Origin of the sequence: Rhizobium sp. S163, from assembly GCF_030380805.1 — a bacterium.
GTDB lineage: Bacteria > Pseudomonadota > Alphaproteobacteria > Rhizobiales > Rhizobiaceae > Rhizobium.
Window position 1 is genome coordinate 46884 of record NZ_JAUDSA010000005.1, and the last position, 25702, is coordinate 72585.

Consider the following 25702-nt stretch of genomic DNA (forward strand, 5'->3'; position numbering starts at 1 on the left):
GGGGCCAAGACGGCCTAGTCTGGACCCGGTTCGTACCCCTTGACGGCCTTGGCCGGCTGTAGCTCCAAGTGGGGCAGGCCAATGAGTTGACCGCACTTTCACCTTGAAATGCGGCGTGCTGGAAGGAAAGTGATATGAGCAAAGTCAGCGGCAGCAACGGCGGCGACTCTAAGAACACCCTGTACTGCTCCTTCTGCGGAAAGAGCCAGCACGAAGTCCGCAAGTTGATTGCCGGACCGACAGTTTTCATCTGCGATGAATGCGTCGAATTGTGCATGGACATCATCCGCGAGGAAAACAAGTCCTCGATGGTCAAGTCCCGTGATGGCGTTCCCACGCCCCAGGACATCATCAAGGTCCTCGACGAATACGTCATCGGCCAGCGTCAGGCGAAGAAGATCCTGTCCGTTGCCGTTCACAACCATTACAAGCGTCTCGCGCACGCCACCAAGAACGGCGAAATCGAGCTTGCGAAGTCGAACATCATGCTGGTCGGCCCGACCGGTTGCGGCAAGACCTATCTTGCCCAGACGCTCGCCCGCATCATCGACGTTCCCTTCACGATGGCCGATGCCACGACGCTGACCGAAGCCGGCTATGTCGGCGAAGACGTCGAAAACATCATCCTGAAGCTTCTGCAGGCTGCCGACTACAACGTCGAGCGCGCGCAGCGCGGCATCGTCTACATCGACGAAGTCGACAAGATCTCGCGCAAGTCCGACAACCCGTCGATTACTCGCGACGTGTCGGGCGAGGGCGTGCAGCAGGCGCTTCTGAAGATCATGGAAGGCACGGTCGCTTCCGTACCGCCGCAGGGCGGCCGCAAGCATCCGCAGCAGGAATTCCTGCAGGTCGACACCACGAACATCCTGTTCATCTGCGGTGGCGCCTTTGCCGGTCTCGACAAGATCATCTCGGCCCGTGGCGAAAAGACCTCGATCGGCTTCGGCGCAAGCGTTGCCGCTCCGGATGACCGTCGCGTCGGCGAAGTGCTGCGCGAACTGGAGCCGGAAGATCTCGTCAAGTTCGGCCTGATCCCCGAGTTCATCGGTCGTCTGCCGGTTCTGGCGACGCTCGAGGACCTGGATGAGGACGCACTGATCCAGATCCTGTCGGAACCGAAGAACGCGCTCGTCAAGCAGTACCAGCGCCTGTTCGAGATGGAAGACGTCGAGCTGACCTTCCACGAGGACGCCCTTCGCGAAATCGCCCGCAAGGCGATCACCCGCAAGACCGGCGCCCGCGGCCTTCGTTCGATCATGGAAAAGATCCTGCTCGACACGATGTTCGAACTGCCGACGCTCGAAGGCGTGCGCGAAGTCGTCATCTCCGACGAAGTCGTCCGCGGCTCCTCGCGTCCGCTCTACATCTACGCGGATCGCCAGGAAGAAAAGGCCAACGCCTCGGCCTAAGTATCAGCGCGATACGAACCGTGAATTTAAGGGGCTTGCCGTTGGCAGGCCCCTTTCTATTTGAAAAACCGTTCGCGGCACCTCCAAATGCCGATAAAACTTGCTGATGACGCCTGAAACCACGTTCGTTGCCGTTGCGAATTCATCCGCCCTTGGCAATTATGCAATGATTCCGTTGGTGTGTTTCGGCGTTGTATTTTAGCCGGTTCGGAAATGGTCAGCGCCGGTCCAGCTAGGCGCGACATAGTGAGGTGTTCCGTTGTAGCATAGCTGTCATGTCCAAGCGGACACGGGCCATGTGGCAGCTTGAAAAGCATAGTCAGAACCTCCACTTGTTAATCCAAGTGAGAGTGCGGCCGGTCCCAAACGGTCGCGCCAGAAGAGCCCGGCAACGGGACGATGGAAAGGAAATAAAATGACGAAGAAAACGTCAGTTGCGAGCACCGCTTATCCAGTATTGCCCCTGCGCGACATCGTGGTCTTTCCGCACATGATCGTACCTCTCTTCGTAGGCCGCGAGAAATCGATCCGCGCGCTCGAAGAGGTCATGGGCTCGGACAAGCAGATCATGCTCGTCACGCAGATCAATGCCAGCGACGATGATCCCGAACCATCCGCCATCCACAATGTCGGCACCGTCGCCAATGTTCTGCAGCTGCTGAAGCTTCCAGACGGAACCGTCAAGGTTCTCGTCGAAGGCCGCGCGCGCGCTGAAATCGACGCCTACACCGACCGCGAGGATTTCTACGAAGCGCTCGGTCACGTGCTCGAAGAGCCGCATGACGATCCGGTCGAACTGGAAGCGCTGAGCCGCTCGGTCGTGTCCGAATTCGAGAGCTACGTGAAGCTCAACAAGAAGATCTCGCCAGAGGTCGTTGGCGCCGCCAGCCAGATCGACGACTACTCGAAGCTGGCCGATACGGTTGCCTCGCACCTGTCGATCAAGATCACCGAGAAGCAGGAGATGCTGGAAACCACCAGCGTCAAGGCACGCCTCGAAAAGGCGCTCGGCTTCATGGAAGGTGAGATCTCGGTCCTTCAGGTCGAGAAGCGCATCCGCTCGCGCGTCAAGCGCCAGATGGAGAAGACCCAGCGCGAATACTACCTGAATGAGCAGATGAAGGCGATCCAGAAGGAGCTCGGCGACGGCGAGGAAGGCCGCGACGAGATGGCCGAACTGGAAGAGCGCATCTCAAAGACCAAGCTCTCCAAGGAAGGTCGCGAGAAGGCCGATGCCGAGCTGAAGAAGCTGCGTCAGATGAGCCCGATGTCGGCGGAAGCAACCGTCGTGCGCAACTATCTCGATTGGCTGCTCGGTATTCCGTGGTCGAAGAAGTCGAAGATCAAGACGGATCTCAACAACGCCGAAAAGATCCTCGAAGCCGATCACTTCGGTCTCGACAAGGTCAAGGAGCGCATCGTCGAGTATCTGGCTGTCCAGGCTCGTGCGACCAAGATCAAGGGTCCGATCCTGTGCCTCGTCGGCCCTCCGGGTGTCGGCAAGACCTCGCTCGCTCAGTCGATCGCCAAGGCGACCGGCCGTGAGTATGTCCGCATGGCGCTCGGTGGCGTTCGTGACGAAGCTGAAATCCGCGGTCACCGCCGCACCTACATCGGTTCGATGCCCGGCAAGGTCATCCAGTCGATGAAGAAGGCGAAGAAGTCCAACCCGCTCTTCCTGCTCGATGAAATCGACAAGATGGGCCAGGACTTCCGCGGCGATCCGTCGTCGGCTCTGCTCGAAGTGCTCGATCCGGCCCAGAACTCGACCTTCATGGACCACTACCTTGAGGTCGAATACGATCTGTCGGACGTGATGTTCATCACGACGGCGAACACGCTGAACATTCCTGCGCCCTTGATGGACCGTATGGAAGTCATCCGTATCGCCGGCTACACCGAAGACGAAAAGCGCGAGATCGCCAAGCGGCACCTGCTGCCGAAGGCCATCAAGGAACACGCCCTGCAGCCGAACGAATTCTCGGTTTCGGATGATGCCCTGATGGCGATCAGCCAGCAGTACACACGCGAAGCCGGTGTCCGTTCGTTCGAGCGCGAACTGATGAAGCTCGCCCGCAAGGCGGTCACCGAGATCATCAAAGGTAAGACGAAATCTGTCGCGGTTACCGCCGAGAACATTTCGGACTATCTGGGCGTTCCGCGCTTCCGCCACGGCGAAGCCGAGGGCGAGGATCAGGTCGGTGTCGTCACCGGTCTGGCCTGGACCGAGGTTGGTGGTGAATTGCTCACGATCGAAGGCGTCATGATGCCGGGCAAGGGTCGCATGACCGTCACCGGCAACCTGAAGGACGTCATGAAGGAATCGATTTCTGCGGCGGCGTCCTACGTCCGTTCGCGTGCTGTCGATTTCGGCATCGAGCCGCCGCGCTTCGACAAGTCGGACATCCACGTCCACGTGCCGGAAGGTGCGACGCCGAAGGACGGCCCATCGGCCGGCGTCGGCATGGCAACCGCGATCGTCTCGATCATGACCGGCATCCCTGTTCGCAAGGACGTGGCGATGACGGGCGAAATCACGCTTCGTGGTCGCGTCCTGCCGATCGGCGGATTGAAGGAAAAGCTGCTCGCCGCACTGCGCGGCGGCATCAAGACTGTTCTGATCCCGGAAGAAAACGCCAAGGACTTGGCGGAGATCCCGGATAACGTGAAGAACAACATGGAGATCATCCCTGTGTCCCGCATGGGCGAGGTGATCAAGCACGCTCTGGTCCGCAGACCGGAGGCGATCGAGTGGGATGGCACGGTGGAAACGCCTGTTATCGCAACGGTCGAAGGGCACGACGAAAGCGGCACTTCCATCGCTCATTGAGCCTTGTTTGCCACATTCGTGCCCTATTGCTTAAAAACCCTGAAAAGGCTGGCATTTTTGCCAGCCTTTTTTTGTGAAAACCGTACGGAGACGCTTGCTTTTCCTTTATTTGCAGGCTCTTTGGGGTGCGGCGGGCCTGATGCACCATATTCCGTGCCCGGCTATAGATTTGAGTCGTTTCGAACCATTTGAAAGGGGTGGAAACATGAACAAGAATGAACTCGTGTCCGCAGTTGCCGAAAAGGCAGGACTCTCGAAGACCGATGCCGCTTCGGCCGTCGACGCTGTTTTCGAAGTTGTCCAGGCTGAGCTCAAGGGCAAGGGCGACGTTCGCCTCGCTGGTTTCGGTAGCTTCACCGTTTCCCATCGCGCTGCCACCAAGGGCCGCAATCCGTCGACCGGCGCTGAAGTCGACATTCCGGCACGTAACGTGCCGAAGTTCACGCCCGGCAAGGGCCTGAAGGAAGCCGTCAACGGCTGATTGGATTTGCTTGGCAGCCGGACAACGAGACCGGCAGCACAAGTATTCGAAGGGTTCGGCGAAAGCCGGACCCTTTTCGCATTTGCGAGCCTTGCCGTGATCGCGGCTTTCAACTACGCATGGATCATTCTCAGGGCGGGGTGCAATTCCCCACCGGCGGTAAGAGCGCAAGCTTGAGCCCGCGAGCGCCTTTTCACCTCAGGTGGGAAGGGTCAGCAGATCCGGTTGAATTCCGGAGCCGACGGTCATAGTCCGGATGAAAGAGAATGAGCAGGGTATCGCGGGGCGGGTCGTCCGCCGCGTCGGCACCCGCGTTCATGCGTCCTGATTTATGTTGGTCCTTTTGTTCGGATGAATGACATGAATCAGACTACCCCGATTTCCATATCCGCATCGCGTGCACTCGTCGGCGCAAGCTGGATGGTGCTTGCCGGCATCGCCTTTGCCGTTTTGAACGTCGTCACGCAATGGCTGACGATGACATTGGCCTTTCCGTCGGCCTCGGTCGCCTTCTGGCAATATGCCTTCGCGCTCGTCTTCTCGCTACCCTTCCTGTGGAAGACCGGCCTTGGCGCGATGCGCACCCAATACCCCTGGCGCCACGTCATCCGCGTCGTGCTGGCCGCCCTCGGTGTCCAGACCTGGGTCGCTGGTCTTGCGAGCGTGCCGATCTGGCAGGCGATCGCGCTGGTCATGACCTCGCCCTTCTTCATCATCCTCGGCGCCCGCCTGTTCCTCGGCGAGCGGGTAGGGGCAGTGCGCTGGGGCGCCACGGCCTGTGGCTTCGCCGGAGCAATGATCATCCTGCAGCCCTGGTCGGACAGTTTCAGCTGGGCGGCACTGTTGCCGATCCTGTCGGCGCTGCTCTGGGGCGCCTCGTCTCTGATCACCAAGAGCCTGACGGGGATCGAGAAGCCGGAGACGATCACCGTGTGGCTGCTCGTGCTCCTCACGCCCGTCAACGGCGGTCTCGCCTTTGCGGCCGGCTTCGCGATGCCAACAGGTACCGTATTGGTGCTGCTCGTCGCCGCCGGCCTGTTGACGGCGATCGCCCAGTATCTTCTGACGCTCGCCTACAGCGCCGCCGATGCCGCCTATGTCCAGCCCTTCGACGATCTGAAGCTGCCGCTCAACGTTCTCGCCGGCTGGTTGGTCTTCGGTTATGCGCCGGCGGGCTATTTGTGGCTCGGCGCCGCCCTGATCCTCTGCGCCTCGCTGTTCCTCATGCGCCACGAGATGAAGCGCGAGCGCGGAACCGCATAAGCGCTGCTCCGGGCGCTCACGCGATTGTCATGTGGATGATCCCGAGCGCCCGGCATATGTCACATCGCTGTAATGCAAACCCCATAGGCGGAGGGCGTTTCTTCGCAATGCCAATTGGGGGTATCTCTTATGAAGACCATTATTTCCGCGGCCGCTGCCGTTCTCTTCACGGCCGGCGTCGCCGCCGCTTCCGACTATGTTTCCTATCTCGACTATCCGCAGCCGAAGGATGACAGCAAGGAGTTCTTCACCGCGATCGAAATTCCGCAGGGAAGCTTCACCAAGTACGAAATCGACGCCAAGACCGGCCACATCGTCGTGGACCGCTTCCAGTCGATGCCGGTCATCTACCCGGCCAACTACGGCTCGATCACCAGCTCGCTCGGTGGTGACGGCGATCCGCTCGACGCGCTGGTCTACACCCGCGAGCCGGTCGTTCCGGGCGCCATCATCAAGGTTCGCGCCATCGGCCTCCTGAAGATGATCGACGGCGGTGAGCAGGACGACAAGGTCGTTGCCGTTCCGGCCAGCGACATCGATCCGAGCTACGACAAGATCAAGGAAATCTCTGATCTTCCAGAGATCGAGCAGGAGCGCCTGCAGGCCTTCTTCCGCGTCTACAAGCAGCTGCCGGCCAAGCGCAAGGTTGTCGAGCTGAACGGCTTTGAAAACGCCGAGAAGGCGCAGGGCGAAGTCGCCGCCGCCATCAAGGCTTACGCTGAAAAGAAGTAATCCGGGCAAAGCCCAGATAAGGAAATGGCCGGGTCTATGCCCGGCCATTTCTGTTTGGTGAAATAGTTACAGCAGCTACCAGCGCTGGTGCACATGCGGCGCGATCAGCCGGTCGTAGATCTCGTGGCTCGCTGTCATCACCTCATGCGTCAGCGGCGCCAGGCTGGCGGCCGCCGCATTGGCTTTCGCCTGCTCGGCGTTGCGCGCGCCGGGAATGACCACCGTGACGGCGTCGCTCATCAGAATCCAGCGCAGCGCAAACGCCGCCATCGTGGCGCCCTCGGGAACCAGCTTGCGGACCTCTTCGACCGCCTGCAGGCCGACTTCGAACGGAACGCCCGCGAATGTCTCGCCAACATCGAACGCTTCGCCATGGCGGTTAAAGTTGCGATGGTCGTCGCTCGCGAACGTCGTCTCACGGCTGATCTTGCCGGAGAGCAGGCCGCTTGCCAGCGGCACGCGAGCGATAACAGCGATGTTCTTCTGCCGCGCTTCCTGGAAGAACAGATGACTCGGGCGCTGGCGGAAGAGATTGTAAATGATCTGGATGCTGACCACGCCGGGGAACTCGATCGCCTTCAGCGCTTCCTCGACCTTCTCGACGCTTACGCCATAGCCGCGAATCTTGCCGGCCTTCTGCAGCTCGTTCAGGCCTTCGAACACCTCAGGGCGATAAAGCACCTCCGTCGGCGGGCAGTGCAGCTGCACGAGGTCGAGGCTGTCGACCTTGAGGTTCTTCAGGCTGCGGTCGATAAAGCCCTCGAGATTGGCCTTGGTGTAACCATCGGCCACATGCGGATTCAACCGCCGACCTGCCTTGGTGGCGACCATCGGGCGCTCGCCGCCACGGCTCTCGAGCACATCGGCAATGATTTTTTCCGAACGGCCGTCGCCATAGACGTCGGCGGTGTCGATGAAGGTGATGCCGGCATCGAGCGCCGCATTGAGCGCTGCGCGTCCATCAGCTTCGCTGACGTCGCCCCAGGCGCCGCCGATCTGCCATGCGCCAAAACCGATATTGCTCACCGTATGGGGTAGGTGGCCGAAAGAATGCTGCTTCATTGGAATGATCCTCCTCGTGATTGTCGACCACGGCACTAGCAGGGGACAAAAGCGGCGACAAGCGCCCAGAGGAACAGATAGGGCAGCGTGCGGCGCCTGTCGCTACCGCTGCCGGGTAAAGTCGACCCGCACCTTGGCCACCGGAAATCCGAACTTGCTCACCCACGCCGTGTTGAGCAATGTTCCATCAGGCATCAGCCGCAAAGTGTCGTGGAACCTCACGATATTCTCTTTGGCGCTTGGATCGATATCGACCAGATAGCTGTAGCGCGCCACATTGCCGTCGATCTTGACCATCGCCTTTTCGACGACGTCCTCCCGGGTTCCCGTATAGGCGCTCGGCGCCGTCTTGGTGAAGCGCCAGGTCTTCCGCTCGCGCTCACCATCGGCATAGGCGAAATCTTCCCTAAGGGTCAGGATTTTGCCGTTCCAGCGGCCGGTCAGCCTGACCTTGAAGCTGCGATCGACACCGTTGATCGCCTGGAATCGACCAACGGCAACGCTCTTGCCGGCAAAGAAATCCTCCAGCCGAAAGTCGCGGGCCGCGGCGCCGGTTGCGGACAGGCTCGCCAGAGTGAGGAGGACGGCAAGAAGAGGGGCGTTGCGCATGATCGATCCCTTCGCTGGCCACAAATCGGCTTGTCAGCGCTTACGCCTGCGCGAGGGGAACGGATCAATGCCGACGATCGCCGGGCGACTCAGAGCCGCTTCAGGCAGAAGGAGAAGTGCGCATGTGATTCGACGGTCAGGAATTCGAACTGCCAGCCGTAATCCTTGCAGAACTTGGTGACGGCCTCGACGACACCGTAGACGATCGGCTTCACCGTATTGCCGGTGCAGAAGTCGTGGCCGGCGATGCGGCCGGTCCGCTTGACCTTGCGGTCGCAGAGCAGCAGTTCCTGCCAGGTCAGTTCGAACGAGTGATCGGTGTCGATATAGGCCCAGTCGAGAAAATCGTCCTCGAACTCGGCGAGCTTCTCCAGCGAGGTGCCCTGCATCAGGTGCAGTTGCCCGCTTTCGATCTGCTTGCCGAACTGCGTATGGATCTGGTCGAGGCCGGAGCTGTAGCGGTCCATGCTCCAGGGATCGATGAGATAAAGCTGAGCCGGGCGATTCTTTTCGAGAATCTCCGCCGTGTATTCCCCGAACGCCGCGCCGATCTCAACGCCCACGCCGCCATTGGGAATACGATAGAGCAATTCGCCGCGATCGGGCAGCAGGCGCGCGTTTTCCATGTGGTGGGCGCTGAGCTGCGTGCGCGGCATGGCTGCCCGCTGTGCCTGGCGATCTTCGCGTGTTTTCATGATTCTATCTCCGCCTGAAGCACATGAGGTGCCGTTCGATTTGGCCGGAACCTAATCGCCGGAAACGGGATTAGCAACCGCAGCAAAATCAAAGCTGCGAGCTGATCAATCACATAAAGGGGAGAGAAAATGGTGGGCGATGAGAGACTCGAACTCCCGACATCCTCGGTGTAAACGAGGCGCTCTACCAACTGAGCTAATCGCCCTCCGCGGTGCGGATCATGTCCGCCGCGTCGATGGCCGTGATCTATGCGGATCGCGGACAAACCGCAAGAGCGTTTGTGAAGATTTTTTGATTTTTTTCGATCGGCATCCGCCAATGCCCCGGTTTGCCGGTAATTCCGTCTGTGGAAAAGAAAAATCGACGAGGGGAGGGTCAAGGGGAGGGCTGTGATAGGATCGTTCGCTGGCGGATATCTGGAGCGGCAGCGCCGGAAGGTCCTTCTATAGGGGCGATTTTCGATCTCATTTCATTCACCCACAAACAAATCGCAGGCTGTCATCGTTTTGTCTCCAAACCTGCTTGACACTCAAATGCGAACCCCGTAGTTAGCCGCTCATCGAAGCGGCAAGCTGCTTTGACACGGACGCGAAAGCATCCGGATTGCTTGAAATGAATGCGGGTGTAGCTCAGTCGGTTAGAGTGCCGGCCTGTCACGCCGGAGGTCGCGGGTTCGAGCCCCGTCACTCGCGCCATTTCATGTAAGTGCTGAAAAGCACGGTCCGGAACGACGCAGTCTGAAAATGCGCGGGTGTAGCTCAGTCGGTTAGAGTGCCGGCCTGTCACGCCGGAGGTCGCGGGTTCGAGCCCCGTCACTCGCGCCATTCTCTTCCAGAATGTCTCCAGAATATAGATCACCTAGAAGGTGCGCTTGCGCCTTTCGGCGCATTGGCTGCGTGCCGCGCCTTTCACTCTTTTAGTCTGGTGCGCATCTCCATGCCTTTGAGTGGCGCTATCGCTGCCAAGAGGGTAGGCGGCGCTGCGTGGCCCGCCAATAGCCGCCTCAGATGCCCTTCCAATGTCTCCCGATGTCCGGCTCGACCTGATGCGTCTTCGGATCCGGATAAAGCGGTTTATCCCTGTCGCACTCAATCCGCTGCTTGCCGATAAATAGATGTCGGAATGGTCTTGATCGGTGAGGCGCTACCGCTCAACTCCTGGCTTTAAGTAGCGTTTGCGCATGTCCGGAATCGCGGGTCTCGGGAGTGTGTCTGAAGCGCCCGTCGCGCACCCGCTTTATCCCCCTGCGCGGCCTGCTCAACGACGCGGAGGCAGGCGATATCCACTGGTCGAAATGCCCTTTATTTAGCCGTAGGGCCTGCGACATAGCGACCCGATTGGCGCAGCTTTGCTATCGAATCGCAGCCGATCCTCCGGCTCATCCGCATTTCACTGCCTCACGATGCGAAAACGCGTGCCTAGCTGCCGCAAAATCACCGATTTTGCCCCGCCGCCCTGCGCTGAATAGGAGTGCTTCACGCGTTCCGCGCGGCTTTTGAACGGAAATGATGATTGTATATCAGATAGATAGGGATGGGACGATCCTGGCTTCCTTCCGCGCGCCGATTGAGGGCGCTCCGTGGATATGCCTTAGTTTTCAGGCGGTTCGGCGGCGTAAGCTCGCGGCCGGGCCTCTCAAAATCCTTCGTTTTTTACTCATGAAAGCCCCTCAGTCATGCAATAAATGCTGGGCTGGCATGCAAGATCGCGCGCCGTGCGTTGATTTGTCGCAAAAACAATGTGCGTGGCTAATAATGTCGCACGTGTGCAATTGGAATTGACACGCTAAAACTCTTGCGCATTGGCTGTGGCTGCGCTAACCACGGCTTGTTGCAACGCACGTTCGCTTGCCGGGCAAATGCTCAGGCCGCGCCTCCCGGCGCAGGCGGCAAGCAGGGATGAACCTGATGACTGGACTTCTCAGTTCTTATATTCCGATCGCCATTTTCATTGCCATCGCCCTTGTAATCGGCTTGTCGCTGCTCATTGCGCCGTTCGCCGTTGCCTACAAGGCGCCTGATGCTGAAAAGCTTTCGGCTTTCGAATGCGGCTTCAACGCGTTCGACGACGCCCGCATGAAATTCGATATCCGCTTCTATCTGGTGTCGATTCTCTTCATCATCTTCGACCTCGAAGTCGCCTTTCTGTTCCCGTGGGCCGTTTCTTTCGGCGCGATCGGCTGGTTCGGCTTCTGGTCCATGATGGTCTTCCTTCTCGTGCTGACCATCGGCTTTATTTATGAGTGGAAAAAGGGAGCCCTGGAATGGGAGTAGCCCCAAGCGACAAGGCGCTCGTCGCGCCGCATCCGAAAGGCATCATTGACCCTGCAACGGGCAAGCCTGTTGGCAGCGACAGTGCGTTCTTCGGCGAGATCAATGACGAGTTGGCCGACAAGGGCTTCCTGGTCACTTCCACTCGCGATCTGATCACCTGGGCCCGCACCGGCTCGCTGATGTGGATGCAGTTCGGTCTTGCCTGCTGCGCCGTCGAAGGCCTGATGCAGGTTTCCGGTCCGCGTTACGACATGGAGCGCTTCGGTGTCGCTCCGCGCGCTTCGCCGCGCCAGTCTGACGTGATGATCGTTGCCGGCACGCTGACCAACAAGATGGCGCCGGCGCTCCGCAAGGTCTATGACCAGATGCCGGAGCCGCGTTACGTCATCTCGATGGGCTCCTGCGCAAACGGCGGTGGCTACTATCACTATTCCTACTCGGTCGTGCGTGGCTGCGATCGTGTCGTTCCTGTCGATATCTACGTGCCGGGCTGTCCCCCCACGGCAGAAGCGCTGCTCTACGGGGTCTTGCTTCTGCAGAAGAAGATACGGCGCACCGGAACGATTGAGCGCTAAGGGCGGAGGACTGTCATGAGTGAAGCCTTGAGCGAACTGTCGTCGTATCTCCGCGAGATGCGCGGTGATCTGATTGTCGATGCATCGATCAGCTATGGCGAATTGAACGTAACCACGACGCCGGAAACGATTGTCGCGCTGCTGACGTTCCTGCGCGACGATCCGCGTTGCGGCTTCGTCAGCATGATCGACATTTGCGGCGTCGACTGGCCGCAGCGCGAAAAGCGCTTCGATGTCGTCTACCATCTCCTGTCGCCGAAGCAGAACCTGCGCATCCGCGTCAAGCTCGCTGTTGCCGATGGCGTATCGGTTCCGTCGGCGACGTCTGTCTACATGGGCGCCGAGTGGTTCGAGCGCGAAGCCTGGGACATGTACGGTATTCCGTTCTCCGGTCATGCCGACCTGCGCCGTCTGCTGACGGACTATGGATTCGAAGGCCATCCGCTGCGCAAGGACTTCCCGACGACCGGTTACGTCGAGGTACGCTATGACGATGCCGCCAAGCGCGTTGTATACGAACCCGTCGAACTGAAGCAGGAATTCCGCAATTTCGATTTCACGTCCCCGTGGGAAGGCACCGATTACGTACTTCCGGGAGACGAGAAGGCTGCGAATTGAGATGAGGCTCTACTGTCTTGAAGCCTCCCGTTCGTCGTCTCATGCCAATTGCCAGCGCGGAGCGCGTCGCTATGACTGAACATAACGTTCGCAACTTTACGATCAACTTCGGACCGGAGCACCCGTCCGCGCACGGCGTTCTGCGTCTGGTGCTTGAGCTTGATGGCGAAATCATCGAGCGCGTCGATCCGCATATCGGCCTCCTGCACCGCGGCACCGAAAAGCTGATCGAATCGAAGACCTATCTTCAGGCCGTTCCCTATTTCGATCGCCTCGACTACGTCGCGCCGATGAACCAGGAGCATGCTTTCGCGCTCGCCGTCGAAAAGATGCTGAAGCTGGAAATTCCGATTCGCGGTCAGCTCATTCGTGTTCTCTACTCCGAAATTGGCCGAATCTTGTCGCACATCATGAACGTGACGACGCAGGCCATGGACGTCGGCGCGATGACGCCGCCGGTCTGGGGCTTCGAAGAGCGCGAAAAGCTGATGGTGTTTTACGAGCGCGCCTGTGGCGCCCGTATGCACTCGGCCTATTTCCGTCCGGGCGGCGTCCACCAGGATATCCCGCAGGAACTGGTCGAGGATATCGGCAAGTGGTGCGATCCCTTCCTCAAGGTTCTCGACGATATCGAAGGCCTTCTGACCGACAACCGCATCTTCAAGCAGCGTAACGTCGATATCGGCGTCGTCTCGCTGGAAGACGCATGGTCCTGGGGCTTCTCGGGCGTCATGGTTCGCGGTTCCGGCGCTGCCTGGGACCTGCGCCGCTCGCAGCCCTACGAGTGCTACAACGATCTCGAATTCGACATCGCCATCGGCAAGAACGGCGACTGCTACGATCGCTATCTGATCCGCATGATCGAAATGCGCCAGTCCGTCCGTATCATGAAGCAGTGCGTCAACCGCCTGCTCGGCGATGCCAAGGTCGGCCCGGTCTCTTCGATCGACGGCAAGGTCGTTCCGCCGAAGCGTGGCGAGATGAAGCGTTCGATGGAAGCGCTGATCCACCACTTCAAACTCTACACCGAAGGCTACCACGTTCCGGCCGGCGAAGTGTACGCAGCCGTCGAAGCGCCGAAGGGCGAGTTCGGCGTCTACGTCGTCGCCGACGGCAGCAACAAGCCCTACCGTTGCAAGATCCGCGCCCCGGGCTATGCCCACCTGCAGGCGATGGACTTCCTCTGCAAGGGCCACATGCTTGCCGACGTGACCGCCGTTCTCGGTTCGCTCGACATCGTCTTCGGCGAGGTCGACCGCTAATGAAGCTGCCGTCGCTCGTTACCGTCGTTCTCCTCCTGGCTTCTGGCGCATACGCGCAGGAAGCCGGTGGACTTGGCCCCAAGCTGGGACAGGACGACGTGGCGCCGCCGGCAAACAAGGCGTCCATGGGCGAACTTTTGTCCAAGGGCTATCAAATCAAGGCTGCAGTCCCCAACGGTGGAAAGTTCTTCGTTGTGTTCCTGCAGAAAGACCAGTCGGCCTACGCTTGCGAGATGAAGTCTCTGACCTCGTCGCAGTGTGGCGCCCTAAACTGACAAGGCGTGAGGAAGAATGTCCGTTCGTCGATTAGCCGAAGATCAATTCCAGCCTGCCGCGTTCGCCTTCAATGACGAGAACGCGGCCTGGGCGGATAAGACGATCCAGAAATACCCTGCGGGCCGTCAGCAATCCGCGGTCATTCCGCTGTTGATGCGAGCGCAGGAACAGGACGGCTGGGTCACGCGCGCGGCGATCGAAAAGGTCGCCAACATGCTCGACATGGCCTACATCCGCGTTCTCGAGGTCGCGACCTTCTACACGCAGTTCCAGCTCGGCCCAGTCGGCACGCGCGCCCATATCCAGGTGTGCGGCACGACGCCTTGCATGCTGCGTGGTTCGGAAGGCCTGATGTCGGTCTGCAAGAGCAAGATCCATCACCATCCGTTCGAGCGTAACGCCGAAGGCACGCTGTCCTGGGAAGAAGTCGAATGTCTCGGGGCTTGCGTCAACGCGCCCATGGTCATGATCGGCAAGGATACCTACGAAGACCTGACGCCGGAACGCCTGGCCGAGATCATCGACACCTTCGATGCCGGCAATGGCGCAAGCGTAACACCCGGCCCGCAGATCGACCGTCACTTCTCCTCTCCGGAAGGCGGCCCGACGTCGCTGACCGACGAGGAGCCGAAGAAGAAGGCTCCGGCCAAGAAGGTTGCAACCGATGCCTCAACGGCCAAGGTTGATGCCGCGCCTGTCCCTCCATCCGAAGCCGCTCGTCCCAAGAGCACGGACGCCGAGACCAACGCCGCACTGAAGACGCCTGTCACCGCGCCAAAGGCTGCTGCAACAAACGCCAAGGCCGTTGAAGAACAGCCGGGCGTCGCAGCACCGGTTCCGGCAACGGCCAAGCCGTCGCTGACAGACAAGAACCGTCCTGCCGGCATCGAAAAGCCTGCGACCCCTGACGATCTGAAGCTGATCTCGGGCGTTGGTCCGAAGATCGAAGGCACGCTGCACGAACTCGGCATCTTCACCTTCGCGCAGGTCGCGGGCTGGAAGAAGGCTGAGCGCGAGTGGGTCGATGGCTACCTGAATTTCAAGGGCCGCATCGATCGCGACGATTGGGTCAAGCAGGCCAAGGCGCTCGCCAAGGGCGGCGAAGCCGAATACATTAAAGTCTTCGGCAAGAAGCCGCGGTAAGAGGTGAAGCATGTTACAAGATAAAGATCGCATCTTTACCAATATCTACGGCCTCAAGGACAAGTCCCTGAAGGGCGCGATGAGCCGCGGCCACTGGGACGGCACCAAGCAGATCCTCGAAAAGGGTCGCGACTGGATTATCAACGAGATGAAGGCCTCCGGTCTTCGCGGTCGTGGCGGCGCAGGCTTCCCGACCGGCCTCAAGTGGTCCTTCATGCCGAAGGAAAACGACGGCCGCCCGCATTACCTCGTCGTCAACGCCGACGAATCCGAGCCCGGCACCTGCAAGGACCGTGACATCATGCGTCACGATCCCCATACGCTGATCGAAGGCTGCGTCATCGCCTCCTTCGCCATGGGCGCCAACACCGCCTACATCTACGTTCGCGGCGAATATATCCGCGAGCGCGAGGCGCTGCAGGCTGCGATCGACGAGTGCTACGATTTCGGTCTACTCGGCAAGAACAACAAGCTTGGCTACCCGATGGACATCTTCGTCCACCACGGCGCCGGCGCTTACATCTGCGGTGAAGAAACCGCGTTGCTCGAAAGCCTGGAAGGCAAGAAGGGCCAGCCGCGCCTGAAGCCGCCATTCCCGGCGAACATGGGTCTCTACGGCTGCCCGACCACGGTCAACAACGTCGAGTCGATCGCCGTTGCTCCGACCATCCTGCGTCGCGGCGCCGGCTGGTTCTCGGCACTCGGCCGCCCGAACAACGTCGGCACCAAGCTGTTCATGCTCTCCGGTCACGTCAACAAGCCGTGCACCGTTGAAGAAGAAATGGGCATCACCTTCCGTGAGCTCGTCGACAAGCACGCTGGCGGTATCCGTGGCGGCTGGGACAACCTGCTTGCGGTCATTCCGGGCGGTGCATCGTGCCCGATCGTTCCTGCAAAGGACATGATCGACGTGCCGATGGACTTCGACGGGCTGCGCTCGGTCGGTTCGTCCTTCGGTACGGCCGCCTCGATCGTCATGGACAAATCCACCGACGTCATCAAGGCGATCGCTCGTATCTCGGCCTTCTTCAAGCACGAGAGCTGCGGCCAGTGCACGCCGTGCCGCGAAGGCACCGGCTGGATGTGGCGCGTCATGGAGCGCATGGCCAAGGGCAACGCCCAGAAGCGCGAAATCGACATGCTCTTCGCCGTCACCAAGCAGATCGAAGGCCACACCATCTGTGCGCTTGGCGATGCTGCCGCATGGCCGGTGCAGGGGCTGATCCGCAACTTCCGTCATGAGATCGAAGCGCGCATCGATCAGTATACGGCAAGCGCCATGGATCATGGCGCGGTTCTCGAGGCTGCTGAGTAACACGATGGCAAACGCATCCGACAGCAAGAACAAGGAAGGGGTCGCCGATTTCTCGGCTGACTTCGGCCGTCTTGCCGCCGAGATGCTGGAAAATGCCCGCGCCTTGCCGATCGCGCCGATGATGGTCAATCCGGCAGCCGCCATGGCCGCCGCGACCGCAATCGGTTTCGGCTTCTCCACGCAGATGGCCGGCGCCTTCTTCGGCGCTCTCCAGGGCGCGATGGAAGCATCGAACAAGCTGGCGGCTGTTCTCGACGAGACGCCGCCGGAAGAGCCGAAGCCCGAGATCGACGTGAAGCCGGAAAACATTCGCCCGGCCGCACCGAAGAAGACGGCGGCCCGCGTCAAGCTGGCCGCGGTTGCCGACAAGGCCGAGCCGGTGGCGAAGGCGAAGACGACTGCAGCCGCTAAGCCGGCGGCGCGTGGCAAGAAAGCCGATGATCTGAAGCAGATCTCCGGCGTCGGCCCGAAGCTCGAGCAGGTGCTGAACGCCAAGGCTGTTCGCACGCTTGCCGAGATCGCTGGCTGGTCGGATGCCGACGTGGCCCGTCTGGACGCGGAGCTTGGCTTCGACGGACGCATCGCCCGCGATGGCTGGGTGGCGCAGGCCAAGCTGCTGACGGCAAAGGGCCGGAAGCGGACGTGATGATGTCCGGTCGCGGATTGCGATCGGAGGAGAGACAAGACTGAGCGGCGCGGGGAGGGTCCCAATGCCGCGACGTCGTAGGCCGGTTCCCGGGCCTCGGGGGGCGGAGACGAAAATTTGGACGACACCAGTGTCAGCGGGATAAAAATCCGGCCTGGCAGTGGAAACGTTGCAGAATAGGTTTGTTTACCGGCTTCCGGTGAACGGGAAACAGGACTGAGTGACGATGGCAAAACTGAAGATTGACGGTAACGAGATCGAGGTCCCGGATCATTACACCCTCATTCAGGCGTGTGAGGAAGCCGGTGCTGAAGTTCCGCGCTTCTGCTTCCACGAACGCCTTTCGGTTGCCGGCAACTGCCGCATGTGCCTCGTCGAGGTCAAGGGTGGCCCGCCGAAGCCGCAGGCATCTTGCGCCATGGGCGTGCGCGATATCCGCGGCGGCCCGAACGGCGAATTGCCCGAGGTCTTCACCAACACGCCGATGGTCAAGAAGGCCCGCGAAGGCGTGATGGAATTCCTGCTGATCAACCATCCGCTGGATTGCCCGATCTGCGACCAGGGTGGCGAATGCGACCTGCAGGACCAGGCCATGGCCTTCGGTATCGCCGGTTCGCGCTATCAGGAAGACAAGCGCGCCGTCGAGGACAAGTACATTGGACCGCTCGTCAAGACGGTCATGAACCGCTGCATTCACTGCACGCGCTGCGTTCGCTTCACCACCGAGGTCGCCGGCATTGCTGAGCTCGGCCTGATCGGTCGTGGCGAAGACGCCGAGATCACCACCTATCTCGAGCAGGCGATGACCTCCGAGCTGCAGGGCAACGTCGTTGACCTCTGCCCGGTCGGCGCGCTGACCTCCAAGCCCTTCGCCTTCACGGCCCGTCCGTGGGAACTGAACAAGACCGAAACGATCGACGTCATGGACGCGCTCGGCTCGGCGATCCGCGTTGACACCCGTGGCCGCGAAGTCATGCGCGTCATGCCGCGCGTCAACGACCAGATCAACGAAGAGTGGATCTCCGACAAGAGCCGCTTCATCTGGGACGGCCTGAAGACGCAGCGCCTCGACAAGCCTTACGTTCGCAAGGACGGCCGCCTGCAGGTCGCAAGCTGGCCGGACGCGTTCGCAGCCATCAAGTCGGCTGTCGCCTCGACCTCCGGCGACAAGATCGGCGCGATCGCTGGCGACCTCGCTTCCGTCGAAGAGATGTACGCTCTGTCTGAACTGGTAAAGTCGCTCGGTTCCGAGAACCTCGACTGTCGCCAGGATGGGACGGCACTTGATCCGTCGCTCGGCCGCGCAAGCTACCTCTTCAACCCGACGATCGAAGGCATCGAACAGGCCGACGCTCTGCTCATCATCGGCGCTAACCCGCGCTTCGAAGCCGCAGTTCTTAACGCCCGCATCCGCAAGCGCTGGCGCCGTGGCAACTTCCCGATCGGCGTGATCGGCGAGGCCGGCGAACTGCGGTACGACTACGAATATCTCGGCTCCGGCCCAGACACGCTGAAGGATCTGGTCGACGGCACGCACAGCTTCGCCAAGGTTCTGACCGACGCCAAGAAGCCGCTGATCATCATCGGCCAGGGCGCTCTCTCGCGCGCTGATGGCGCAGGCGTTCTCGCCAGCGCTGCCAAACTCGCCGGCACTGTCGGCGCTGTCGTCGACGGCTGGAACGGCTTTGCCGTTCTGCACACGGCTGCTGCCCGCGTGGGCGGTCTCGATCTCGGCTTCGTACCGGGCGCCAAAGGCGTCAATGCCGCAGACATGCTGACCTCGATGGACGTTCTCTTCCTGCTCGGCGCCGACGAAATGAACTTCGAAGCCAAGAAGGCGAAGTTCACCGTCTACATCGGCTCGCATGGCGACCAGGGCGCACAGAACGCCGACGTCATCCTGCCGGCCGCAGCTTACACGGAAAAGTCGGGCACCTGGGTCAACACCGAGGGCCGCGTTCAGATCGGCAACCGCGCAGGCTTCGCGCCGGGCGATGCCCGCGAGGACTGGGCAATCATCCGCGCGCTCTCCGACGTTCTCGGCAAGAAGCTGCCGTTCGACTCGCTGAGCCAGCTGCGCGCCAAGCTTTACCAGGCGTTCCCGCACTTCGCGGCCGCCGACGAGATCGCCGAAAGCGACAGCGCCAAGATTGCTGCCGTCGCCAAGAAAGCCGGCAAGATGAACAAGGCCGGCTTCGCATCGCCGGTAAAAGACTTCTATTTGACGAACCCAATCGCGCGCGCATCGGCTGTCATGGCTGAGTGCTCGGCATTGGCCCGCAACAACTTCAAAGTCGCGGCAGAGTAAGGGCAGGGGACTATGGAATCGTTTCTTTCAACATATGTCTGGCCAGGCCTCCTCATGGTCGGTCAGTCGCTTCTCGTCCTCGTCTGCTTGCTCGTCTTCATCGCCTACATCCTGTTGGCCGACCGCAAGATCTGGGCGGCCGTACAGCTGCGTCGCGGACCGAATGTGGTGGGTCCTTTCGGCCTTTTCCAGTCCTTCGCCGACCTTTTGAAGTTCGTCTTCAAGGAGCCGATCATTCCGGCCGGCGCCGACAAGGCGGTCTTCCTTCTGGCCCCGTTGGTCACCGTGCTTCTGGCGCTGTCGACCTGGGCCGTGGTTCCCTTCGCTGATGGCTGGGTTATCGCCAATATCAATGTCGGCATCCTCTACATCTTCGCGATCTCGTCGCTTGAAGTGTATGGCGTCATTATGGGCGGCTGGGCTTCGAACTCGAAGTATCCGTTCCTCGGCGCGCTCCGCTCGGCGGCACAGATGGTGTCCTACGAAGTCTCGATCGGCTTCGTCATCGTCACCGTCCTGCTTTGCGTGGGTTCGCTGAACCTCACGGACATTGTTCACGCGCAGCAGAGCGGCATCGGTACACGTCTCGGCATGCCGTCGTCCTTCCTGGACTGGCATTGGCTCGCCCTGTTCCCGATGTTCATCATCTTCTTCATTTCGGCACTGGCTGAAACCAACCGTCCGCCCTTCGACCTTCCGGAAGCTGAATCCGAACTCGTCGCCGGCTTCATGGTCGAGTATGGTTCCGCCCTCTACATGATGTTCATGCTCGGCGAATACGCGGCCATCGTTCTGATGTGCTCGCTGACGACGATCCTGTTCCTCGGAGGCTGGCTGCCGCCGGTCGACGTCTGGTTCCTCAACTGGGTTCCCGGCATCATCTGGTTCATGCTGAAGTCGTGCCTGGTGTTCTTCATGTTCGCGATGGTCAAGGCATTCGTGCCGCGCTACCGCTACGACCAGCTGATGCGCCTCGGCTGGAAGGTCTTCCTTCCGCTGTCGCTCGCCATGGTCATTATTGTTGCATTCGTGCTGAAGCTGACGGCAGGGGCATGATCATGCCGGCCCTGGTTTCCAGCAATATTGGAGGTTGAAGATGGCAGGCTTGTCCAACGCTGTCAGCTCGTTGTTCCTGAAGGAATTCATCAGCGCTTTCTGGCTGACGTTCCGTTACATTTTCAAGCAGAAGGCAACGGTGAACTATCCGTTCGAAAAGGGACCGGTCAGCCCGCGCTTCCGTGGCGAACATGCCCTGCGTCGTTATCCCAACGGCGAAGAGCGTTGCATCGCCTGCAAGCTGTGTGAGGCTATCTGTCCTGCTCAGGCGATCACCATCGAAGCCGGCCCACGCCGCAACGATGGCACCCGCCGCACGGTGCGTTACGATATCGACATGGTGAAGTGCATCTATTGCGGCTTCTGCCAGGAGGCTTGCCCGGTCGATGCGATCGTCGAGGGCCCGAATTTCGAATTTGCGACGGAAACGCGCGAAGAGCTCTACTTCGACAAGCAGAAGCTCCTCGAGAACGGCGACCGTTGGGAGCGTGAAATCGCTCGCAACCTCGCTCTCGACGCTCCGTACCGTTGATTGAAATTGAAATGCCGGGCGGTGCTTGAAGCGTCGCCCAGTCAACATGCACCAGAGCTTCGCGGCAACCAATGCGAAGCTTCATCGGGCGGGGGGAGTACCCGGCAGCCCGTGGGAAGATGAAGAAGGCACGAACATGGGTCTGCAGGCTCTATTTTTCTATATTTTCGCCTTTATCGCGATAGCGTCGGCGTTCATGGTCATCTGGTCGAAGAACCCGGTTCACTCGGTTCTGTTCCTGATCCTGGTTTTCTTCAACGCGGCCGGTCTCTTCCTGCTGCTCGGGGCTGAATTCCTCGCGATGATCCTGCTCGTCGTTTATGTCGGCGCCGTGGCGGTTCTCTTCCTCTTCGTGGTCATGATGCTCGACATCGACTTCACGGAGCTGCGCGCGGGCGTTCTCGAATACGCGCCGATCGGCGCCCTGATCGGGGTGATCCTCGCGGCCGAGCTGATCGTCGTGGTCGGCGGCAGCGTGATCTCGCCGGAGATCGCCAAGACGGTCGCCATGCCGATCCCCGCGATCACCGAGCGCACCAACACCGCCGCCCTCGGCGACGTGCTCTACACGAATTACGTCTATTTCTTCGAAATCGCCGCTCTCGTCCTGCTGGTCGCGATGATCGGGGCAATCGTGCTCACGCTCAAGCATCGCACGACGGTCAAGCGTCAGAACATCGCAAACCAGGTTGCCCGCAACCCGAAGACCGCCGTCGAGGTGATCTCGGTGAAGCCGGGGCAGGGGCTTTGAGGCAGGCGCGAGCTTAAGGAAACAACACAATGGTCATCGGACTTTCCCATTACCTGACGGTCAGCGCCATCCTCTTCACGCTCGGCGTCTTCGGCATCTTCCTTAACCGGAAGAACATCATCGTCATCCTGATGTCGATCGAGCTCATTCTGCTCGCCGTCAACATCAACATGGTCGCCTTCTCGTCGTTCCTGAACGACATCGTCGGCCAGGTCTTTGCATTGTTCATTCTGACTGTCGCTGCTGCTGAAGCGGCCATCGGTCTCGCAATTCTCGTCGTCTTCTACCGCAACCGCGGCTCCATCGCCGTGGAAGACGTCAATATGATGAAGGGCTGATAAGGCTATGTTTTTATATAAGGCTATCGTCTTTCTTCCCCTGATCGGCGCGATCATCGCCGGCCTTTTCGGCCGCGCGATCGGCGCCAAGGCGTCGGAATTCGTCACTACGGGTCTGATGATCATCGCGGCGGTCCTGTCGTGGTACGTCTTCATCACCGTCGGCATGGGCCATGTCGAAGGCGGCCCGATCAAGGTCGAAGTCCTGCGCTGGATCCAGTCCGGCGGCATCGACGTCTCCTGGTCGCTGCGCATCGACACGCTGACCTCGGTTATGCTGATCGTCGTCAACTCGGTTTCGACGCTCGTCCATCTCTATTCGATCGGGTACATGCATCATGACCCGCATCGCCCGCGCTTCTTCGCCTACCTGTCGCTCTTCACCTTCGCGATGTTGATGCTGATCACGTCGGACAACCTTGCCCAGATGTTCTTCGGCTGGGAAGGCGTGGGTCTGGCGTCCTACCTGCTGATCGGCTTCTGGTTCAAGAAGCCGTCGGCAAACGCCGCCGCCATGAAGGCCTTCATCGTCAACCGCGTTGGCGACTTCGGCTTCATCCTTGGCATCTCGAGCGTTTTCGTTCTCTTCGGTGCCATCAACTTCGACACCATCTTCGCCAATGCCGCGAGCTTCGCGCATGAAGGCGGCGAGGGCGGCGAAGTGGTTCTGAACCTCTTCGGCATGCACCTCGACAAGGCACACGCGCTGACCGGCGCCTGCCTGCTGCTCTTCATGGGCGCGATGGGTAAGTCGGCGCAGTTCCTGCTGCACACCTGGCTGCCTGATGCCATGGAAGGCCCGACGCCTGTGTCGGCGCTCATTCATGCCGCGACCATGGTTACCGCCGGCGTGTTCCTCGTTGCCCGCATGTCGCCGCTGTTCGAACTGTCTCCGGATGCGCTGACCGTCGTCACCATCATCGGTGCGATCACCGCCTTCTTCGCGGCCACCGTCGGCCTCGTGCAGAACGACATCAAGCGCGTCATCGCCTACTCGACCTGCTCGCAGCTCGGCTACATGTTCGTCGCTCTCGGTGTCGGCGCCTATGGCGCGGCCATCTTCCACCTGTTCACGCACGCTTTCTTCAAGGCTCTGCTCTTCCTTTGCGCCGGCTCGGTCATCCATGCCGTCGATGGTGAGCAGGACATGAGAAACATGGGTGGCCTGCGTCCGCACATCAAGGTCACGTTCCTGATGATGCTGATCGGCACGCTCGCCATCACCGGCGTCGGCATCCCGTTCACGCCGTTCGGCTTCGCCGGCTTCTTCTCGAAGGACGTGATCATCGAGGCGACCTATGCATCGCATTCGCCGGTCGCTGGCTTCGCCTTCGCCATGCTGGTTATCGCGGCTCTGTTCACGAGCTTCTATTCCTGGCGCCTGATGTTCCTCACCTTCTTCAACAAGCCGCGCGCTTCGCACGAGGTCATGCACCACGTGCACGAATCGCCGCAGGTCATGCTGATCCCGCTCTATCTGCTGGCGATCGGCGCGGTCTTCGCGGGTTGGTTCTTCGAAGGGCACTTCTACGGCGAGGAATATGCCGAGTTCTGGAAGGGCGCGCTCTTCACCTCGGAGCACAACGAGCTGGTCCACGAGTTCCACCACGTTCCGGCGCTCGTAGCCCTCAGCCCCTTCATCGCCATGGTGATCGGTTTCGTTACCGCCTGGTACATGTACATCAAGTCGCCGTCGACGCCTGCCGTGCTCGCACGCCAGCATCGGGTGCTCTACCAGTTCCTCTTGAACAAGTGGTACTTCGATGAGCTCTACGACTTCCTCTTCGTCCGTTCGGCAAAGGCCCTTGGCCGGTTCCTGTGGAAGAAGGGTGACGTCGGCGTCATCGACACCTACGGCCCGAACGGCATTGCCGCCCGCGTCGTCGATGTCACCAACCGCGTCGTGCGCCTGCAGAGCGGTTACCTCTATCACTACGCGTTCGCCATGCTGATCGGCGTTGCAGCGCTCGTTACCTGGATGATGCTCGGGAGTGCCCTCTGATGACCGATTGGCCTATTCTTTCCACGGTCACCTTCCTGCCGTTCGTCGGCGTGGTGCTCCTGCTTTTGATGAATGAGAACGGCCCGAACGGCCGCCGCAACGTCCTCAACATTGCCCTGTTGACGACGGTTGTGACTTTCATCCTGTCGCTCTTCATCTGGATCGGTTTCGACAATGCGAACCCGGGCTTCCAGATGATCGAGAAGCACGGCTGGCTCGGCACGGGCATCAGCTACCATCTCGGTGTCGACGGCATCTCCATGCTGTTCGTCATCCTCTCGACCTTCCTCATGCCCTTCTGCGTGCTCGCCAGCTGGTTCTCGGTGGAGAAGCGCCTGAAGGAATACATGATCGCCTTCCTGATGCTGGAAGTGATGATGGTCGGCGTCTTCGTGTCGCTCGATATCGTTCTCTTCTACGTGTTCTTCGAAGCCGGCCTGATCCCGATGTTCCTGATCATCGGCGTCTGGGGTGGCAAGGATCGCGTTTACGCCAGCTACAAGTTCTTCCTCTACACGCTGCTCGGCTCCGTGCTGATGCTGCTCGCCATCATGGCCATGTACTGGCAGGCCGGCACGACCGATATCTCGGCGCTGCTCGCCTACAAGTTCCCGCCGCACATGCAGACCTGGCTATGGCTGGCCTTCTTCGCCTCCTTCGCGGTGAAGATGCCGATGTGGCCGGTCCACACCTGGCTTCCCGACGCCCACGTTCAGGCGCCGACGGCTGGTTCCGTCATCCTGGCTGGCGTCCTCCTGAAGCTCGGTGGCTACGGCCTCATCCGCTTCTCGCTCGGCATGTTCCCTGTTGCGTCAGATTTCTTCGCGCCCATGGTCTTTGCCATGTCCGTCATCGCCATCATCTACACCTCGCTGGTGGCGCTGATGCAGGAAGACATCAAGAAGCTGATCGCCTACTCCTCGGTTGCCCACATGGGCTACGTGACGATGGGTATCTTCGCGGCCAACGCGCAGGGTCTGCAGGGATCGATCTTCCAGATGCTGTCGCACGGTATCGTCTCGGGCGCGCTCTTCCTCTGCGTCGGCGTGATCTATGACCGCACCCACACCCGCGAGATCGCGGCCTATGGCGGCCTCGTCAACAACATGCCGAAATATGCTGTTGCGATGATGGTCTTCACCATGGCGAACGTCGGTCTTCCCGGAACCTCGGGCTTCATCGGCGAATTCCTGACGCTGATCGGTGTCTTCCGGGTCAACAGCTGGGTCGCGCTCTTTGCCGCCACCGGCGTCATCCTCTCGGCCGCTTACGCGCTCTGGCTCTATCGCCGGGTGATCTTCGGCACGCTGGACAAGGAAAAGCTCAAGGCTCTCCTCGACCTGTCGCCGCGCGAGCAGCTGATCCTCTACCCGCTGATTGCTCTGACGATCTTCTTCGGCGTCTATCCGGCTCCGGTCTTCGATGTGACCGCTGCCTCCGTCGACCATCTGATCAACAGCTATTCGGCCGCAGTCCAGGCAGCGCATGACGTCGCGCTGTCGATGAAATGATGACGGGACTT

23 protein-coding genes, 3 tRNA genes and 1 riboswitch are annotated in these 25702 nt (G+C 60.3%); of the genes, 22 read left to right on the forward strand and 4 right to left on the reverse strand.

Going from position 1 to position 25702, the window contains the following annotated elements:
* Positions 1-134 precede the first annotated feature (134 nt).
* The 5 genes from clpX (at position 135) to QTL96_RS07100 (ending at position 6718) form a co-directional block, all read left to right on the forward strand.
* On the forward strand, positions 135-1412 hold the full coding sequence (clpX, locus tag QTL96_RS07080) for an ATP-dependent Clp protease ATP-binding subunit ClpX (protein WP_018900222.1): 1278 nt from the start codon (positions 135-137) through the stop codon (positions 1410-1412).
* A 415-nt stretch (positions 1413-1827) separates the two neighbouring features.
* Complete coding sequence (lon, locus tag QTL96_RS07085) at positions 1828-4242, forward strand: endopeptidase La (RefSeq protein ID WP_018900221.1); 2415 nt, start codon at positions 1828-1830, stop codon at positions 4240-4242.
* Between the two features lie 205 nt (positions 4243-4447).
* A complete protein-coding gene (gene hupB, locus QTL96_RS07090; protein WP_018900220.1) occupies positions 4448-4723 on the forward strand; it encodes a DNA-binding protein HupB in 276 nt (91 codons plus the stop codon).
* Positions 4724-4845: 122 nt separating this feature from the next.
* A riboswitch (FMN riboswitch) is annotated at positions 4846-4995 on the forward strand.
* 88 nt (positions 4996-5083) lie between these two features.
* Positions 5084-5986 carry a DMT family transporter gene (locus tag QTL96_RS07095; RefSeq protein WP_289727222.1) on the forward strand — a complete coding sequence of 301 codons (903 nt, stop codon included), beginning with the start codon at positions 5084-5086 and terminating at the stop codon, positions 5984-5986.
* Positions 5987-6115: 129 nt separating this feature from the next.
* Complete coding sequence (locus QTL96_RS07100; protein WP_113238558.1) at positions 6116-6718, forward strand: inorganic diphosphatase; 603 nt, start codon at positions 6116-6118, stop codon at positions 6716-6718.
* Positions 6719-6793: 75 nt separating this feature from the next.
* Here the strand turns inward: QTL96_RS07100 and QTL96_RS07105 are convergent, their stop codons facing one another.
* From QTL96_RS07105 to QTL96_RS07120, 4 genes are all read right to left on the reverse strand, one after another.
* Positions 6794-7780 (reverse strand): aldo/keto reductase, encoded by a 987-nt coding sequence (locus QTL96_RS07105; RefSeq protein ID WP_289727223.1) that lies wholly within the window; start codon positions 7778-7780, stop codon positions 6794-6796.
* Positions 7781-7882: 102 nt separating this feature from the next.
* Positions 7883-8389, reverse strand: coding sequence for a DUF3833 family protein (locus tag QTL96_RS07110; protein ID WP_289727224.1), 507 nt, complete (start codon positions 8387-8389; stop codon positions 7883-7885).
* Between the two features lie 89 nt (positions 8390-8478).
* Positions 8479-9084, reverse strand: a complete 606-nt coding sequence (locus QTL96_RS07115) for a class I SAM-dependent methyltransferase (RefSeq protein WP_018900215.1) — start codon at positions 9082-9084, stop codon at positions 8479-8481.
* Positions 9085-9214: 130 nt separating this feature from the next.
* A tRNA-Val gene (locus QTL96_RS07120) sits at positions 9215-9290 on the reverse strand.
* A 413-nt stretch (positions 9291-9703) separates the two neighbouring features.
* Between QTL96_RS07120 and QTL96_RS07125 the strand changes: the two genes are divergently transcribed.
* The 17 genes from QTL96_RS07125 to QTL96_RS07205 all read left to right on the forward strand — a co-directional run bounded on the left by QTL96_RS07125 (position 9704) and on the right by QTL96_RS07205 (position 25691).
* Positions 9704-9780 (forward strand) — tRNA-Asp (locus QTL96_RS07125).
* A 52-nt stretch (positions 9781-9832) separates the two neighbouring features.
* Positions 9833-9909, forward strand: a tRNA-Asp gene (locus tag QTL96_RS07130).
* 1083 nt (positions 9910-10992) lie between these two features.
* On the forward strand, positions 10993-11358 hold the full coding sequence (locus QTL96_RS07135) for an NADH-quinone oxidoreductase subunit A (protein WP_026283310.1): 366 nt from the start codon (positions 10993-10995) through the stop codon (positions 11356-11358).
* On the forward strand, positions 11349-11933 hold the full coding sequence (locus tag QTL96_RS07140) for an NADH-quinone oxidoreductase subunit B (protein WP_047509985.1): 585 nt from the start codon (positions 11349-11351) through the stop codon (positions 11931-11933). Before QTL96_RS07135 ends, QTL96_RS07140 begins: the two co-directional genes overlap by 10 nt.
* A 15-nt stretch (positions 11934-11948) precedes the next feature.
* Positions 11949-12551 carry an NADH-quinone oxidoreductase subunit C gene (locus QTL96_RS07145; protein ID WP_018900212.1) on the forward strand — a complete coding sequence of 201 codons (603 nt, stop codon included), beginning with the start codon at positions 11949-11951 and terminating at the stop codon, positions 12549-12551.
* A gap of 71 nt (positions 12552-12622) precedes the next feature.
* Positions 12623-13813, forward strand: a complete 1191-nt coding sequence (locus QTL96_RS07150) for an NADH-quinone oxidoreductase subunit D (RefSeq protein WP_018900211.1) — start codon at positions 12623-12625, stop codon at positions 13811-13813.
* Complete coding sequence (locus QTL96_RS07155) at positions 13813-14088, forward strand: hypothetical protein (RefSeq protein WP_112941547.1); 276 nt, start codon at positions 13813-13815, stop codon at positions 14086-14088. Before QTL96_RS07150 ends, QTL96_RS07155 begins: the two co-directional genes overlap by 1 nt.
* A 16-nt stretch (positions 14089-14104) precedes the next feature.
* Positions 14105-15232 carry an NADH-quinone oxidoreductase subunit E gene (locus QTL96_RS07160; RefSeq protein WP_289727225.1) on the forward strand — a complete coding sequence of 376 codons (1128 nt, stop codon included), beginning with the start codon at positions 14105-14107 and terminating at the stop codon, positions 15230-15232.
* A 10-nt stretch (positions 15233-15242) separates the two neighbouring features.
* The gene (gene nuoF, locus QTL96_RS07165; protein ID WP_018900208.1) at positions 15243-16547 is read left to right on the forward strand and encodes an NADH-quinone oxidoreductase subunit NuoF; all 1305 of its coding nucleotides are present in this window, start codon (positions 15243-15245) and stop codon (positions 16545-16547) included.
* Between the two features lie 4 nt (positions 16548-16551).
* Complete coding sequence (locus tag QTL96_RS07170) at positions 16552-17193, forward strand: 5' DNA nuclease (protein WP_289727226.1); 642 nt, start codon at positions 16552-16554, stop codon at positions 17191-17193.
* Between the two features lie 226 nt (positions 17194-17419).
* Positions 17420-19501 (forward strand): NADH-quinone oxidoreductase subunit NuoG, encoded by a 2082-nt coding sequence (gene nuoG / locus QTL96_RS07175; protein WP_289727227.1) that lies wholly within the window; start codon positions 17420-17422, stop codon positions 19499-19501.
* 12 nt (positions 19502-19513) lie between these two features.
* Complete coding sequence (gene nuoH / locus QTL96_RS07180; RefSeq protein ID WP_018900205.1) at positions 19514-20557, forward strand: NADH-quinone oxidoreductase subunit NuoH; 1044 nt, start codon at positions 19514-19516, stop codon at positions 20555-20557.
* A 40-nt stretch (positions 20558-20597) separates the two neighbouring features.
* Entirely contained in the window at positions 20598-21089 is a 492-nt protein-coding gene (gene nuoI / locus QTL96_RS07185) for an NADH-quinone oxidoreductase subunit NuoI (RefSeq protein WP_018900204.1), read from the forward strand.
* A 136-nt stretch (positions 21090-21225) separates the two neighbouring features.
* Positions 21226-21840, forward strand: a complete 615-nt coding sequence (locus QTL96_RS07190) for an NADH-quinone oxidoreductase subunit J (RefSeq protein WP_018900203.1) — start codon at positions 21226-21228, stop codon at positions 21838-21840.
* 29 nt (positions 21841-21869) lie between these two features.
* The gene (gene nuoK, locus QTL96_RS07195) at positions 21870-22178 is read left to right on the forward strand and encodes an NADH-quinone oxidoreductase subunit NuoK (RefSeq protein ID WP_018900202.1); all 309 of its coding nucleotides are present in this window, start codon (positions 21870-21872) and stop codon (positions 22176-22178) included.
* Positions 22179-22185: 7 nt separating this feature from the next.
* Positions 22186-24180, forward strand: coding sequence for an NADH-quinone oxidoreductase subunit L (gene nuoL / locus QTL96_RS07200; RefSeq protein WP_047509993.1), 1995 nt, complete (start codon positions 22186-22188; stop codon positions 24178-24180).
* On the forward strand, positions 24180-25691 hold the full coding sequence (locus QTL96_RS07205) for an NADH-quinone oxidoreductase subunit M (protein WP_047509994.1): 1512 nt from the start codon (positions 24180-24182) through the stop codon (positions 25689-25691). Before nuoL ends, QTL96_RS07205 begins: the two co-directional genes overlap by 1 nt.
* Positions 25692-25702 lie beyond the last annotated feature (11 nt).